The 14,439-nt window shown below is 54.4% G+C and carries 12 protein-coding genes; 9 read left to right on the top strand and 3 right to left on the bottom strand.

The genetic code is table 11. The features are described 5' to 3' along the window. Positions 1 to 13: 13 nt before the first annotated feature. The 9 genes from JJB97_RS03635 (at position 14) to JJB97_RS03595 (ending at position 9,830) form a co-directional block, all read left to right on the top strand. Positions 14 to 1,396: a sugar porter family MFS transporter gene (locus JJB97_RS03635; RefSeq protein WP_238712432.1), complete on the top strand. Its 1,383-nt coding sequence runs from the start codon at positions 14 to 16 to the stop codon at positions 1,394 to 1,396. 73 nt (positions 1,397 to 1,469) lie between these two features. After that, the gene (locus JJB97_RS03630) at positions 1,470 to 1,985 is read left to right on the top strand and encodes an RbsD/FucU domain-containing protein (RefSeq protein WP_238712431.1); all 516 of its coding nucleotides are present in this window, start codon (positions 1,470 to 1,472) and stop codon (positions 1,983 to 1,985) included. Further along, on the top strand, positions 1,982 to 3,361 hold the full coding sequence (locus JJB97_RS03625) for a sugar porter family MFS transporter (protein ID WP_238712430.1): 1,380 nt from the start codon (positions 1,982 to 1,984) through the stop codon (positions 3,359 to 3,361). The genes JJB97_RS03630 and JJB97_RS03625 overlap by 4 nt, the downstream gene beginning before the upstream one ends. A 325-nt stretch (positions 3,362 to 3,686) precedes the next feature. Then, entirely contained in the window at positions 3,687 to 4,409 is a 723-nt protein-coding gene (locus tag JJB97_RS03620) for a gluconate 2-dehydrogenase subunit 3 family protein (protein ID WP_238712429.1), read from the top strand. Positions 4,410 to 4,411: 2 nt separating this feature from the next. Beyond that, positions 4,412 to 6,187: a GMC family oxidoreductase gene (locus JJB97_RS03615; RefSeq protein WP_238712428.1), complete on the top strand. Its 1,776-nt coding sequence runs from the start codon at positions 4,412 to 4,414 to the stop codon at positions 6,185 to 6,187. A 15-nt stretch (positions 6,188 to 6,202) separates the two neighbouring features. Further along, positions 6,203 to 7,522 carry a c-type cytochrome gene (locus tag JJB97_RS03610; RefSeq protein WP_238712427.1) on the top strand — a complete coding sequence of 440 codons (1,320 nt, stop codon included), beginning with the start codon at positions 6,203 to 6,205 and terminating at the stop codon, positions 7,520 to 7,522. A gap of 364 nt (positions 7,523 to 7,886) precedes the next feature. After that, positions 7,887 to 8,714 carry a 2,5-didehydrogluconate reductase DkgA gene (gene dkgA / locus JJB97_RS03605; RefSeq protein ID WP_238712426.1) on the top strand — a complete coding sequence of 276 codons (828 nt, stop codon included), beginning with the start codon at positions 7,887 to 7,889 and terminating at the stop codon, positions 8,712 to 8,714. Positions 8,715 to 9,412: 698 nt separating this feature from the next. Continuing rightward, entirely contained in the window at positions 9,413 to 9,739 is a 327-nt protein-coding gene (locus tag JJB97_RS03600) for a four-helix bundle copper-binding protein (RefSeq protein ID WP_238712425.1), read from the top strand. Next, on the top strand, positions 9,663 to 9,830 hold the full coding sequence (locus tag JJB97_RS03595; protein WP_238712469.1) for a hypothetical protein: 168 nt from the start codon (positions 9,663 to 9,665) through the stop codon (positions 9,828 to 9,830). Before JJB97_RS03600 ends, JJB97_RS03595 begins: the two co-directional genes overlap by 77 nt. Positions 9,831 to 10,252: 422 nt before the next feature. On the opposite strand, the gene JJB97_RS03590 is transcribed toward JJB97_RS03595, so the two are convergent. The 3 genes from JJB97_RS03590 to ftsP form a co-directional block, all read right to left on the bottom strand. Then, the gene (locus tag JJB97_RS03590; protein WP_238712424.1) at positions 10,253 to 10,645 is read right to left on the bottom strand and encodes a barstar family protein; all 393 of its coding nucleotides are present in this window, start codon (positions 10,643 to 10,645) and stop codon (positions 10,253 to 10,255) included. A gap of 17 nt (positions 10,646 to 10,662) precedes the next feature. Continuing rightward, on the bottom strand, positions 10,663 to 12,819 hold the full coding sequence (locus tag JJB97_RS03585; RefSeq protein WP_238712423.1) for a YgiQ family radical SAM protein: 2,157 nt from the start codon (positions 12,817 to 12,819) through the stop codon (positions 10,663 to 10,665). A gap of 179 nt (positions 12,820 to 12,998) precedes the next feature. Next, positions 12,999 to 14,414 carry a cell division protein FtsP gene (gene ftsP / locus JJB97_RS03580; protein ID WP_238712422.1) on the bottom strand — a complete coding sequence of 472 codons (1,416 nt, stop codon included), beginning with the start codon at positions 14,412 to 14,414 and terminating at the stop codon, positions 12,999 to 13,001. Positions 14,415 to 14,439 lie beyond the last annotated feature (25 nt).

Genomic DNA, 14,439 nt, shown 5'->3' with positions numbered 1-14,439 from the left:
AACGGAGAGTATTATGGTTAGTCATTTACAAGTCACAGCCAGAAACACCTGGATGCGTAATGTTCTGTTAATCGCAGTCGTTACCGCCGTCGGGGGCTTTCTGTTTGGTTTTGATAACGGCAGCATTTCAGGTTCGGTAGGTTTTTTACAGAGTAAATTTGAACTGGATGCGGATGGCATCGGCTGGGTTACATCGTCCATCATTGTCGGCTGTATTATCGGGGTAGCGCTGGCCGGCCCGCTTTCTGATGCAACAGGAAGAAAAAAGGTCCTGCTGCTGACCGCGCTGATTTTTATCTTTGGCGTGCTGGGCGAGGCGCTCGCTACCTCGCCGGAGATGCTGGTCTGGTTTCGCATCATCGTAGGTATAGGTATTGGGATAGAGACGACCATCGCCCCGCTCTATATTGCCGAGGTTTCACCTGCGCATATTCGCGGACGGCTGGTCTCGCTAAACCAGCTTTTTAACTGCATTGGCAACCTGGCGATATTTTCCGTTTCCGCCATTATCGCCAGTTGCGCCAGCGAAATGTGGAATATCGAATATGGCTGGCGGGTGATTTTCGCAAGCGGCATCTTGCCTGCCATTCTTTTCCTGATGCTGCTGGTCTGGGTGCCGGAAAGTCCGCGCTGGCTGGTGCGCAAGGGGCGTACAGAACAGGGCCTTGATATTCTGCGTAAAATAAATTCTGACGAAGCGACAGCCAGAGAGCAACTTGAAGCGATTAAACATACCCTGCAAAATGAAGATACCTCCCGACTGCGCGAACTTTTTTCCCCTCGCCTGCGACGGGCGCTGATTATCGGTTTCTGCGTTGCCCTCTTCCAGCAAATCACCGGTATTAACGCCATTTTTTACTACGCGCCGGAAATATTTAAAACGGCAGGCATGAATATCAGCGGCGCGATGTCGTTTACCGTTCTTATCGGTATGACGCTTGTGATCGCAACGCTGGTGTCTATGTGGGTCATCGATAAAGTCGGACGGCGTTCGTTGCTTATTTTTGGGTCGGCAGGAATGGCCGTCACTCTTAGCTGTACGGGGATACTATTTCGCGCCAGTGAAACCCAGACAATGCTGTTACTGATTTGCATCCTGGCCTATGTCGCCATCTTCGCCGTCTCTTACGGCACCGTGGCCTGGGTTGTTATTTCCGAGATCTTCCCTGGTCACGTGCGCGGTATTGCGGTCTCGATTGCAACCTTTGCCCTCTGGGGCGGCAACTTTTTCGTTTCCCGCTTCTTTCCTGTGCTGGTGGGAAATATTAGCGCGGCAAACACCTTTTTTATTTATGCCGGCATCTCAGTCATTGCCTTTATTTTCGTTGTGGCAATGGTGCCGGAGACGAAAGGAAAAACGCTGGAGGAGATTGAAGCGAAGCTGCATGCTAAATAAGGCGGCCCCTAACCAGAGCAGTACCATTTTTATTTATCCCTCTGTTAACAAAATAATATAACCGGAGAATATAATGAGACCTGGTAAAATCCTACATCCACAGGTTGCCGAAGCATTAGCCAGTTTAGGGCACGGCGATATTATTTTAGTCACTGATGCCGGCGCGCCCATTCCTCCCGGCATAAAAAGAATCGACCTGGCATTTTGTGCGGACAGCGTCGATCTTCTTGAAATTCTGAGCGTACTTAGAGGCGAAATTTTTATTGAAAACGTTATCTTTGCTGAGGAAGTACCGGAGAGTAACCCTAACCTTATGCAGCAGGTAACCGACATATTTACCGGTTCCGGCGCCGATTTTTTGCTCATACCACATCAGAAGCTTGTGGCAGACATCTACCCTGGCGCCAGGGTTATTATTCGCTCCGGCTCATTAATGCCGTGGGGAAATTTTGCCCTGGTCGCCAGTACCGATCCTGATGCGTGGTTCGACGATTCCATGAAAATTATTCCTGAATACGTTGAACGCTCAGCGAAGATAAAAAATGGAGCCGTACCTGGCATTAAAAAATATTCAACGGTGACAAAATGAATACAACGTATAGCATGAGTTATAAGTTGTCGCTCATAGCGTCAGTCGCAGGTTTATTATATGGCTTTGACTCGGCGGTCATTGCGGGTGCAATAACCCATCTGAGCCACTATTTTTCTCTCGACGCGATGGGCACCGGCTGGGCCGTATCATCGGTGGTGCTGGGGTTTATGATTGGCGCCTTTAGCGGCCAGTTTATCACCAACGCTCTGGGCAGAAAAAAAGCGCTAATCCTTACCGGCGTGCTGGTGTTTCTCGCCGGGATCTTCACCGCCTTCCCTTACAATTTTACGATGTTTATCTTTTTCAGGAGCGTCGGCGGTATTGGCGTAGGGCTGGGTTCAGCGACGGCGCCTGTTTATATTGGTGAAATTGCCGCGCCAAAAATTCGTGGCAGGACGCTGGGCTTTTACCAGATGATGATCGCTTTTGGCATCCTTTTGGTTTATATGGTGAACGCCCTGGTCGCCAGTTGGGGCAGCGATCCGCAATGGGCTACGCAGTATGCCTGGCGCTATATGCTGGGCGCCATGTCAGTACCCGGTTGCCTGTTTATGATTCTGGCCTTCTGGTTACCCGAGTCGCCACGCTGGTTAATAAAAAATCATCGTGAAGCGCAGGCGGGCGACATTATGAAAAACCTGTATGGCCAGAATTTTGACTGCCAGACGGCCATTCAGGAGATAAAAAGCACCTTTCATCAACACGCCAAACTTGCTCCCCGCGAAAGTATTCTGTCGAAGAAATACAGGCGGGTAACACTGATCATACTGGCAATGGCATTGCTGGCAAATTTATGCGGTATCAATGCCGTTTTATATTACGGTAACGTGCTGTTGGAAAATATCGGTATCGCCAGCGAAAAAACGGCCTATTACCAGCAGGTCATCATCGGTATTGCCTTCTTTGCCGCTGCGGTCTGGGCCGTTTATCGGGTCGAAAAGTATGGTCGCCGTAAGCTGCTGATTGTGGGTTCGTTCATGTGCTTTCTTTCGATCACGTTGCTGGGAATATTAATCAGGATGGGGGTGACCAGCATCTTTATGCTGGTCATCATGGTCGTTTATATCCTGTTCTTCGGCGGCACCATTGGCCCCATTTTATGGATTATCATTCCCGAACTGGCCCCCAACATGATTCGCGATAAGCTGATGTCGTGGGCCACGCTGCTTATCTGGACCGGCAGTTTTATTGTCTCGCAAACCTTCCCCATGTTGACGCATAGCGAAACGCTCAACAGGCTGTTTAACGGCAGTTTCCCGTTCTTTTTGTATGGCCTGTGCTGCTTTTTGTGGTTTTTGCTGAATCTCTTTTGCGTCGCAGAGACGAAAGACAAATCACTGGAACAAATCAGCGCTGAGATGAGTAAAGCCTGACGCACATTCTGGCGGGCTACCGGTCAGGCATGATAGTCCCGCTAAAGTCTCTGTGATGCTACGCCTTGTCCTGTATGCTCCTCCTTAACAAGCCCGGAAAGCGGCGGGACTTTCTTCAACATACAACCAGGCGATATCCCCCATAACGAATAACGCTCTCCTGACTCTTTTTATAATGTTTACCGACACGTTTTATTAAAAAAAAACCAACAAAACCCCTTATATTTTGTGAGGAAAAATCTGTTCTTTCTTTACAAAAAACACAGGGAAGCATTATGGAAACTGTCACAACAGATCTCCCCCCAACGCAGCGGGAGTACGCAAAATGAGCGATGACAATCAAGAGGTAAACCCGTCAAGGCGGCGTTTTTTACAGCGGTCGCTGGCGCTGCTGCCGGCTGCCGCCGCCGGCAGCCTGCTAACAACGGGCAATACAGCGCAGGCCGCGCAGTCTGAGGGCGTATCGGCCCACTACGTTCCGGTATTTTTTAATAATGACGAATGGCGGTTTCTGCTTGCCGCCGTGGATCGTCTGATTCCGCAGGATGAACTCGGCCCTGGCGCCGTCAGCGAAGGCGTGCCGATATTTATTGATAAGCAAATGGAGCTTCCCTACGGCCACGGCCAGCTTTGGTATATGCAACCGCCATTTGCCGACGGCGTACCCGAACTGGGCTATCAGTCCAGTCTGGCGCCGCGTGAAACCTATCGCCGGGGCATTAAGGCTATCAACGCCTGGTGCATCAGCGAATACGGCAAGGTATTCGCTGAACTGACGCATTCACAGCAGGAAGCGGTTCTGACGCAACTGGAAAAAGGCGAGCTAAACAGAGATGGCGCGCCCGGCGCGCTGTTTTTCACCCAGTTACTGGAAAACACCAAAGAAGGATACCTGGCCGATCCGCTGCACGGCGGTAACCAGACGCTGGCCTCCTGGAAATTAATTGGTTTTCCCGGCGCTCGCGCAGACTATCCGCAGGTTATGGATAATCCTAACCGGCCCTACCCGCCTGGACCGGTCAGCATCAGCGGAAAAAGGAGCGTGTGATCATGAGTATTAAAAAGGATGCCGTTGATATCGTTATCGTCGGCTTTGGCTGGACCGGCTCGCTAATGGCCCGTGAACTGGCCGAAACGGGATTGCGCATCGTCGCGCTGGAACGTGGCGAACAGCGCGATACCTACCCTGATTTCGCCTATCCGCGCATTACCGATGAGCTGACCTACGGTGTTCGGTTAAAGCTGTTTCAGGACGCCTCAAAAGAGACGCTGACCGTGCGTCATACTTCATCCGATACCGCGCTACCCTATCGCCGTTTTGGTTCTTTTTTACCCGGCAACGGCGTCGGCGGGGCGGGCGTACACTGGAACGGGATGCTGTGGCGGCCGCTGGAAGCGGACCTGAAAATGCGCAGCACCGTTATCGAAAAATACGGCGCCGCCTTTATCCCTGCCGATATGACTGTGCAGGATTACCCGTTTACTTATGAAGAGATGGAGCCGTTTTTCGATAAATTTGAGAAAATTTGCGGCGCGGCGGGCCAGGCTGGCAACGTGCGGGGGCAGACAATTGAAGGCGGCAACCCGTTTGAAGCGCCACGTCAGAACCCTTACCCCACCAAAGCCCTCAAGCCGCAGTATTCAGGCATACTGTTCAGCCAGGCCGCAAAAGAGCTGGGCTATCACCCGTTCCCCGTTCCGGCGGCCAATTGTAGCGAACCCTGGACAAACCCCTATGGCGTGCAACTGGGCGTGTGTAATTACTGCGGTTTTTGCGAACGTTTCGGCTGCTTCAACTACTCTAAAGGCTCACCGCAAAGCTGCATACTGCCTTCGCTTCAGACCTTCAAAAACGTTGAGCTACGCACCCAGGCCCATGTGCTGCGCGTCAACACCGACGCCACGGGCCGCCAGGCGACAGGCGTAACCTATATCGACCGCGATGGCCGGGAAGTTGAACAACCGGCAAGCCTGGTCGTATTAAGCGCTTTCCAGCTACACAATGTGCGCCTGCTGCTGCTGTCGAAAATCGGCAAGCCGTATAACCCCGCGACTGGCGAAGGCGTGGTCGGGCGCAACTATGCCTATCAGATGAACGGCGGCGTTTCACTGTTTTTTAACAGCGATAAAAATTTCAATCCGTTCGCCGCCACCGGCGCCAGCGGCATTTTTATCGACGATTTTAACGCTGAAAACTTTGACCATTCGCCGTACGGCTTCGTCGGCGGCGCCACGCTTTCCGCTACGATAACCGGCGGACGCCCGATCCAGCAAATGACGCTGCCATCTGACGCGCCGACCTGGGGCAGCGGCTGGAAGCGCGCCATCAAAACGCACTACCTGCACAGCATGAATATTGGCTCCTCCGGCTCAGTAATGCCGTATAAACAGTGCTATCTGGATCTCGACCCCACCTATAAAGATCTCCACGGTCAGCCGCTGCTGCGCATGACTTTCGACTGGCAGCCCAACGAGCTGAAAATGACGAATTTTATGGGCGCTAAAGCGCAGGAGATCGCCCGCCTGATCGGGCCGGAGCGCTATGAAATGCATTTTAAGGGCATGGACGCGCATTATGACGTGCGCCCCTACCAGTCCACTCACACCACCGGCGGCGCGGTGATGGGCGATAACCCGGCGACCAGCGTTGTGAACAAATATCTGCAAAGCTGGGACGTGCCCAACGTTTTCGTGCTCGGCGCCTGCTGCTTCCCGCAGAATCTGGCGTACAACCCAACCGGTATCGTTTGCGCAACGGCACTGTTTGCCGCCCATGCGATCCGTACCCAATATCTCGCCAACCCCGGCCCGCTGGTTCAGGCATGACAGGGAGACAGGTAGATGAATAAAACATGGAAAACCCTTTTCCCGCTGCTGGCGCTGTTGGCGCAAAGCGCGCGGGCGAGCGATGAGGCGGCCGCGGCCCGGGGCGAATATCTGGCGCATATGGGCGACTGCGTTGCCTGTCACAGCACCGCAGGCGGCCAGCCCTATGCCGGCGGGCTAAAAATGTCCACCCCGGTGGGCGCGATTTACTCCACCAATATCACCCCGGACAAGGCCACCGGTATTGGTAATTACAGTTACGATGACTTTGCCAAAGCGCTGCGCGAAGGCGTGGCGAAAGATGGCCGTAATTTATATCCGGCCATGCCGTACACCTCTTTTGTCAAAATTAAAGATGCGGATATGCGCGCGCTCTATGCCTATTTCATGCAGCGTGTGAAGCCGGTAGAGCAAAAAAATCGCGATACCGATATTCCGTGGCCGCTGAACATACGCTGGCCGCTGGCGGTATGGAATATGCTATTTGCTGCCAGTAAACCGTTCACCCCCGACCCGGACCTGAACGAACAACAAAACCGCGGCGCCTACCTGGTGCAGGGGCTGGGCCACTGCGGTACCTGCCATACGCCGCGCGGTATTGGTTTCCAGGAAAAGGCGCTGGATCATCACAACGCCGCCTACCTGACCGGCGGCACGCTGGAAGGCTGGCATGCGCCTAATCTGACCGGCAGCAGCACAAGCGGGTTGGGAAACTGGTCAGCGGCAGAGATAGCGCAGTTTCTGAAAACCGGGAAGACGGCCCATGTCGCCGCCTTTGGTTCAATGACGGACGTTATCTCAGACAGTACGCAGTACCTCAGCAAAGAAGACGTAGAGGCTATCGCCGCTTACCTGAAAACGCTCAAACCCTCCGGCGCGCAGGCGCGCAAGCCGGCCGCGCTTGCGGTTAAGCCCGGCGGGGAGACCGCAGAAGCCCTGGCGCGCGGCGATATGAGCCAGCCCGGCGCGCAGGAGTATATGGATAACTGTGCGGCCTGCCACCGTATCGACGGCAAGGGTTATGCCAACACGTTCCCAACGCTTGCGCAAAACAGCGCCGTGCTCAGCGACGATCCGTCTTCACTGATAAGCATCGTGCTCAAAGGCGGCAAGATGGCGGTCACGAAGGAGGCGGTTACCGGTTTGTCGATGCCCGATTTCGGCTGGCGGCTGGATGACAGGCAGGTGGCCAACGTGCTGACCTTTATTCGCAACGGCTGGGGTAATCACGCAAGCAGCGTTACGCCCGATCGGGTAAAAGCGCTGCGCGCCAATATCACCACCGTTGAGCGTAAAGAACCCGCCAGGGAGAACATGCCCGTCACAGGAAAATAACCAGACGGGCCAGTCCCCCGTTTGGCTGCGGCGAACGGGGGATTTCCGGTTTATCACATACCCGCCGCGTCACCGGCGTATCATACTGATATTGTCGCTCGCCGGGCTGGCCGCGCGTTCAGGCGCGCTAACGACATACAGGCCGCCGCTATGACGCTAAATGCCCGCAGTGCGGCGACCGGGAGAAGCACGCATGACGGCGCCGGGCGAAGGCCGCGATATCGCCACGAACGCAGCCGTCAAATTCATGACGACGCCCGCTAAGTTTTTTCGCCACGCGCTTTCGTTTTTGGCGAATTCAGCCAGGCTTAGACATTACCTAATCAGGGCGCCGTCCCGGTTCAGACGCAGTAAGGAGGAAACAATGACAAATCCCACCGTGATTAAACTATCGGACGGCAATGTGATGCCGCAGCTCGGGCTGGGCGTATGGAAAGCAAGTCATGAAGACGTTATCCCGGCGGTCAGTAAAGCGCTGGAAGTTGGTTACCGGTCAATCGATACCGCCAGCGCCTACAATAATGAAGACGGGGTAGGCGAAGCGTTGCAAAACGCAGGCCTTGCGCGCGAAGATCTGTTTATCACAACCAAGCTGTGGAATGGCGATCAGCAAAACCCGCGCGGCGCGCTGGAAACCAGCCTGCAAAAACTCAGGCTGGATTATATTGATCTTTACCTGATGCACTGGCCTGTGCCGGTACAGGATCGCTACGTCGATGCCTGGAAAGACATGATGGCATTACAAAACGAGGGGCTTATCAAAAGCATCGGCGTATGCAATTTCAACGTAGCGCACCTGCAGCGGATTATTGATGAAACGGGCGTCGCGCCAGTGATTAACCAAATTGAGCTACACCCGCTGTTCCAGCAGCGCCAGCTTCATGCCTGGAACGCAACGCACAAGATCCAGACCGAATCCTGGAGCCCGTTGGCCCAGGGGGGAGAAGGCGTATTCAGTCAGAAAATTGTGCGCGATCTGGCAGACAAATACGGCAAAACACCGGCGCAAATCGTGATTCGCTGGCACCTCGACAGCGGGCTGGTGGTCATTCCGAAATCAGTCACGCCATCGCGTATTATTGAAAATTTCGACGTCTGGGATTTTCGCCTGGAAAAAGAAGAGATTGCCGAAATCGCGACGCTGGATGCGGGCAAACGCCTGGGTCCGGACCCGGATTCCTTTAGCGGGTAACGAAATTGACGCAGCATGGCCTCGCCAGAAGCGAGGCCTCAGATTGTTGACAAAGAAGGAAAAAACGGGGTTTTTCCTTCTTCGTGATAAGCAGGCGAAAATCAATACATTGATTTTCCTTATTTTTTATTGTATTTCATCCATCCTGTCTGCAACAGGATGGGGTTTTTCAGCAGTCTCAGGCCTCGCCAGAAGCGAGGCCTCAGGTTGTTGACAAAAACGTGGCCTGGGTCCTCTCTGCGGCCGACGGCCGAAAAACATTAAGGGCTTTTCCTGCCATATCGGACCGGCGTCACAGGGTCTGCTTTGTGCCTTCGCCGTTAAAGAAGCCTGTTCACTTGCATAAGGCCTGCCAGTTAAGCGCGTGTGAATAACGATTCCTGTGACATAACGTGTTGAGGTCCAGTATGGGGCCTCTTTTCTTTTTATTGGGTCAACAGCCTTGTCCGCTTTCAACATCTACAGCCAGACAGCATGGGCCTGAGGCCCGTTGAAATCGGCAAGCCGCAGACGAAACAATGATGTCTTTGCGCGGCCGAAGGCGTTTGCCAGGAGCGGACATTAGCGCATTAAGCAACCCTGATTTTTATTTTAAAATCAATAAGATGAATTACCGAAAAATTTATTAACTCATTTAAAATTTGAATAACCCATTATCTCTTCCATGCTTAATACGTCACCATAGCTGAGGAGAAATTATGTTAAACGAATACAAAAATTGCATCGAATCCTGTTATCTGTGCGCAACTGCATGTGATAACTGCGCGGCTTCGTGTCTTGAAGAAGAGAACCTGGAGATGATGCGCGAGTGCATAAAACTGGATATGCAGTGTGCAAATATCTGCCGTCTTGCAGCTCAATTCATGACGCAAAATAGCGATTCAGCCCAGGCCCTCTGCCGTCTTTGCGCTGAGGTTTGTCAGAAGTGCGGCGAGGAGTGTGGAAAGCATGAGCATGAACATTGCCAGAAGTGCTCCCGAGCTTGTCATCAATGCGCCGAACAATGCAGAAAGATGGCCGCCTGAGAAAAATTCAAATGACCAAACCCGCTTCGGCGGGTTTAAGACTGCTGATACCCCTCACCCTTTCGCAGACAGGATGGATGAAATACAATAAGAAACAAGTAAAATCAACTGGTTGATTTTCATCTGCTTACCACAAAGAAGGAAAAACCCTTTTTTTCATTCTTTGTCAAGAACTTGAAACCCACTTCGGCGTTATTTTACCCCCTGGTGCTAAGCGCGAGCGAGTGCGGCGGGTGGGTTTAAGAAGACGGGCAGGAAATAGATCTCCCCGAATGTACTGGCCTTAATGACAAATTCTTGCACAGACATATTTAAATGGCCTGATGCCCGTTTTTCGCTCATAAGGCCTGTCAGATTTGATTGCATTCTGACTGCGGAAACTGTCAGTTCGAGTTTGAGCTACTATACCCCGTACTCAGTGCGCGTTTTCTTGCCTGACTTAATGTGAACGGAACAAGCATAACTTTATAACCGCCTGGCGTTCCCCTTCAGACGTGATTCGCCGCATGCCTGTCACCTCATCACCAGCGTGATATTCGGGTGATCAGCGATAATGTCCAGCAGAATATCAAAATAGGTTTGGCCGCTGCCGTTTTCCAGCGCTGCCAACTGTCGCTGGAAGTACGCTACGTTAAATCGCTCAGGCTGGGCAAGCTTGTCCTGATAATAGCGGCGCGTAACCTCAAAGCCCAGCGCCGCCCGGCTGCGTTTGGCATCACGCCACACCAGCGTGACCGGCTCGCTGCCCGCCAGCGCGCCAAAGCCGCCGTACAGCAGATCGTTGAAGGCATCAAGGCTTTCGCCCAGACGCCACGATTCGTTTGCCATAAAGACGGCATTCACCTCGGCGTAAAACGAGGGAATATCGTGAATATGCGCGCCGTTGAGCGTCAGCGTTTTATTCACCCTTCCCCCCCGTTTCGTTATTTTGCGCCGCGGCGTACGCCTGGCTTACGCGGTTTTTGCTGTTTAGCCAGCGGCGCATGGCGCGTAAGCGCCGTCTGGCTACGTCCCCCCTGGCGGCGGGCGGCGCGCATCTCCTCCGGCGTGGGAGCCGGAACCAGACAGTCGCGTCGCGGGCCAATCAGGTGTTTTTTCCCCATTTCCTCCAGCGCAGAGCGAATCAGCGGCCAGTTGGCCGGATCGTGATAGCGCAGCAGCGCTTTTTGCAGACGACGTTGCCTGTCGCCTTTCGGCACTGCCACATCCTCGCTCTTGTAATCCACCTTGCCTAGCGGGTTCTTGCCGGTGTGGTACATGGTGGTGGCGTTCGCCAGCGGCGATGGATAGAAGTTCTGCACCTGATCAAGGCGAAAGCGATGGCGCTTAAGCCACAGCGCCAGGTTCACCATATCTTCATCCGTGGTGCCGGGATGGGCTGAAATAAAGTATGGGATCAGATACTGCTCTTTCCCCGCCTGTTTCGACCAGGTATCAAACAGCTCTTTAAAGCGCTGATAGCTGTCCATGCCGGGCTTCATCATTTTTGACAGCGGCCCGCGCTCGGTGTGCTCCGGCGCAATCTTCAGATATCCGCCAACGTGATGCGAGGCAAGTTCTTTGATATAGCGCGGATCTTCCACCGCCAGATCGTAGCGTACGCCGGATGCGATAAGGATTTTCTTAATCCCCTTCAGATCGCGGGCGCGGCGATAGAGATTGATGGTCGGCTGATGGTTGGTTTCCATATGCGAGCAAATTTCCGGATACACGCACGACAGGCGGCGGCAGGTTTGCTCCGCGCGCGGAGATTTGCAGCGCAGCATATACATATTAGCGGTAGGGCCGCCAAGATCGGAAATAATGCCGGTAAAACCGGGCACTGAGTCGCGTATGGCCTCAATCTCATTAATAATGGAATCTTCAGAACGGCTTTGGATAATGCGGCCTTCATGCTCGGTAATGGAACAGAAAGAACAACCGCCAAAGCAGCCACGCATGATATTTATGGAAAAGCGGATCATCTCGTAGGCCGGGATGCGGCTTTTACCGTAGGCAGGATGCGGCACGCGCTGATACGGTAGCGCAAACACGCTGTCCATCTCTTCCGTTGTAAGCGGGATCGCAGGCGGATTTACCCAGATATAGCGCTCGCCGTGCTTTTGCATCAGCGCCCTGGCGCAGCCTGGGTTAGTTTCATGGTGCAAAATACGCGACGCATGGGCATACATCACTTTGTCGTTTTTAACCTTCTCAAACGACGGCAGCAGCACATAGGTTTTCTCCCACGGCTTCGGACGCGGGGCCTGTACCGTGACCGGTTTTGCCTGTGCCGGTTTCACCGCGTCGCCGTCGGTACAGGGCAGATCGTCGCCATAGGGGTGCGCAATCGGATCGATACGACCAGGCGTATCAAGGCGGGTGGAATCCACGCCTGTCCAGCCCGGCAGCGCGGCTTTGCGGATTATAGCGGTGTTGCGCACGTCCACGATATCAGCAATGGCTTCACCCTGCGCCAGGCGATGCGCTACTTCAACCAGCGGGCGCTCGCCGTTGCCAAATATCAGCATATCGGCTTTCGCATCAAACAATACCGAACGGCGCACGGTATCAGACCAGTAGTCATAATGGGCCGTGCGGCGCAGACTCGCCTCAATGCCGCCAAGGATAACCGGCACATCGCGCCAGGCCTCTTTACAACGCTGGGTATAGACCACAGTGGCGCGATCGGGACGCTTGCCGCCTACGTTATCCGGCGTATAGGCGTCGTCGTGACGCAGTTTACGATCGGCGGTATAGCGGTTGATCATAGAATCCATGTTGCCTGCGGTCACGCCAAAGAACAGGTTAGGCTTGCCAAGGCGCATGAAGCTTTCTTTGCTGCTCCAGTCCGGCTGCGCGATGATCCCCACGCGAAAACCCTGCGCTTCCAGCATGCGTCCGCAGATAGCCATCCCGAAGCTGGGATGATCGACATAAGCATCGCCAGTCACAAGGATAATATCGCAACTGTCCCATCCGAGGCTGTCCATCTCTTCGCGCGACATGGGCAAAAACGGCGCCGGGCCAAAGCAGGCAGCCCAGTATTTAGGCCATGAGAAAAGATCGCGTTCAGGCTGAATCAGAGAAATGGCGCTCATAAAATTCCGGGAATGGCGTTAAATATCGTCAAAGGGCGTGAATTATACGCCTGAACGCCTGTAGATCGAAAGGCTTATGCCTCTGCGCTACGCTTTTTAGCCCCCGCGAAATTGTTGTTACGCTGCGCAATCAGCGTTTCCTGCCGCCGGTTGCGGCGACAGGCGAAAAAACGACCGGGTCAGGGCGCCGGGTTCACCACTATCTGCCCAAGCGAACCGCGATCGGCCATCTCCAGCGTCTGACTGCCGAAAAGGAACGGAAAGTGTTCCCAGGAAGGCTGGCCGAAGTAGACCAGCAGTTGTACCTGACCGTCAACCCACACCGTATCTTTCCAGCCACGATCTTCGCCAAACGGCAGCGCGCCGTTGACGTCCTGTACCAGAAAGCGCGCGCCCTCAATGAAAAACGCCTGCGGCGTATCGGCGCGGACCGTCCAGCGCTCCCAGCTTCCCTGCTGTACGGTAACATCGACGCGGCTTACGTCCCAAAGCCGGTCATTAATGCCCGGATCGCTGCCCAGCGTGATATCGCGCGAGCGCACCGGCAAACCGTTGATAATTTCGTCCGGCAACAGGCGCATTGGCAGGTTATCGGTAACCAGCGGCAGCAGGCCGCCGGGACGTAACGTCAACACCCGCGTGGAAACCAGAACTGAAGACGGTTCAAAAAAGCCGCGAATACGCTCAACCAGCGATGCCGCTTCGCCACAGGTAAGCGATACTTCAACGCCATCCGTCATATCCACCAGGATCTCGCGGCGCTCGCCGGGCGCCAGCGAGAGCTGTTTTACCGAAACCGGCGCGGGCAGAAAGCCCTGATCGCCGGCAATAACGTGCAGCGCCCGACCATCGCTGAACTGTAGCTGATAAGAGCGGGCGTTAGAGGCGTTGAGCAGGCGCAGGCGCACCCAGCCGCGCGAGACTTCGACAAACGGCTTCTGCACGCCGTTAACCATCAAACGATCGCCCATGAACCCGCCGCTGCCCGGCTCGCTGTACTCCAGCGCGCCAAAGCTATCCAGCCGCTTATCCTGGATAATGACCGGAAAATCATCCACGCCGTAGTTTTTGGGAATGGGCAAAGCTTTGCTGACGTCATCCTCCACCAGCCACATACCCGCCAGCCCGTTATAGACCTGGCGCGCGCTGCGGTTGGGAGTATTAGCGCGATACCACAGCGTAGCGGCCTGCTGGCGAATGGGCAACACCGGCGCCCAGTCAGCGCCGCCAGACATCATGCGCGCCGCCCCGCCAGTCAGCGCGCCCGGCACCTGCAAGCCGTTAACGGTCATCGCCACGTTTTCCGCCAGGCGGTTGCTGTAAATCATTTTAACATCGTCACCGCGCCAGACGCGGATGGTCGGCCCCATATAACCGCCGTTAAATCCCCATACCGGCACCTTGCTGCCGTGACCGGTAAAAGACCACTGGGCGCGTTGCATGGTTAAAAACAGCGGTTGACCACGGCGTGACTCCAGCAGCGCAGGCAGCGGCAAAGGCGGCTGCGAACCTGAAGCATTCGCTCTTAGCGGCAGCGCGCCTGCGCACAGCGCTACTCCGGAGGCCTGCAAAAACTGACGCCGACTGAGTGACATATCTACTCCATGTAAAAAAACCAGG

This window comes from Tenebrionibacter intestinalis, from assembly GCF_016632365.1.
Classification (GTDB): domain Bacteria; phylum Pseudomonadota; class Gammaproteobacteria; order Enterobacterales; family Enterobacteriaceae; genus Tenebrionibacter; species Tenebrionibacter intestinalis.
Note: the sequence above shows the minus strand (reverse complement) of the source record. Positions and strands in the feature narration are given on the sequence as shown.

Coding starts and splice junctions, on each gene's coding strand:
- JJB97_RS03630 (WP_238712431.1), top strand. CDS start 1,470: ATGAGACCTGGTAAAATCCTACATCCACAGGTTGCCGAAGCATTAGCC.
- JJB97_RS03625 (WP_238712430.1), top strand. CDS start 1,982: ATGAATACAACGTATAGCATGAGTTATAAGTTGTCGCTCATAGCGTCA.
- JJB97_RS03615 (WP_238712428.1), top strand. CDS start 4,412: ATGAGTATTAAAAAGGATGCCGTTGATATCGTTATCGTCGGCTTTGGC.
- ftsP (WP_238712422.1), bottom strand. CDS start 14,414: ATGTCACTCAGTCGGCGTCAGTTTTTGCAGGCCTCCGGAGTAGCGCTG.
- JJB97_RS03635 (WP_238712432.1), top strand. CDS start 14: ATGGTTAGTCATTTACAAGTCACAGCCAGAAACACCTGGATGCGTAAT.
- JJB97_RS03595 (WP_238712469.1), top strand. CDS start 9,663: ATGAGCATGAACATTGCCAGAAGTGCTCCCGAGCTTGTCATCAATGCG.
- JJB97_RS03600 (WP_238712425.1), top strand. CDS start 9,413: ATGTTAAACGAATACAAAAATTGCATCGAATCCTGTTATCTGTGCGCA.
- dkgA (WP_238712426.1), top strand. CDS start 7,887: ATGACAAATCCCACCGTGATTAAACTATCGGACGGCAATGTGATGCCG.
- JJB97_RS03620 (WP_238712429.1), top strand. CDS start 3,687: ATGAGCGATGACAATCAAGAGGTAAACCCGTCAAGGCGGCGTTTTTTA.
- JJB97_RS03585 (WP_238712423.1), bottom strand. CDS start 12,819: ATGAGCGCCATTTCTCTGATTCAGCCTGAACGCGATCTTTTCTCATGG.
- JJB97_RS03610 (WP_238712427.1), top strand. CDS start 6,203: ATGAATAAAACATGGAAAACCCTTTTCCCGCTGCTGGCGCTGTTGGCG.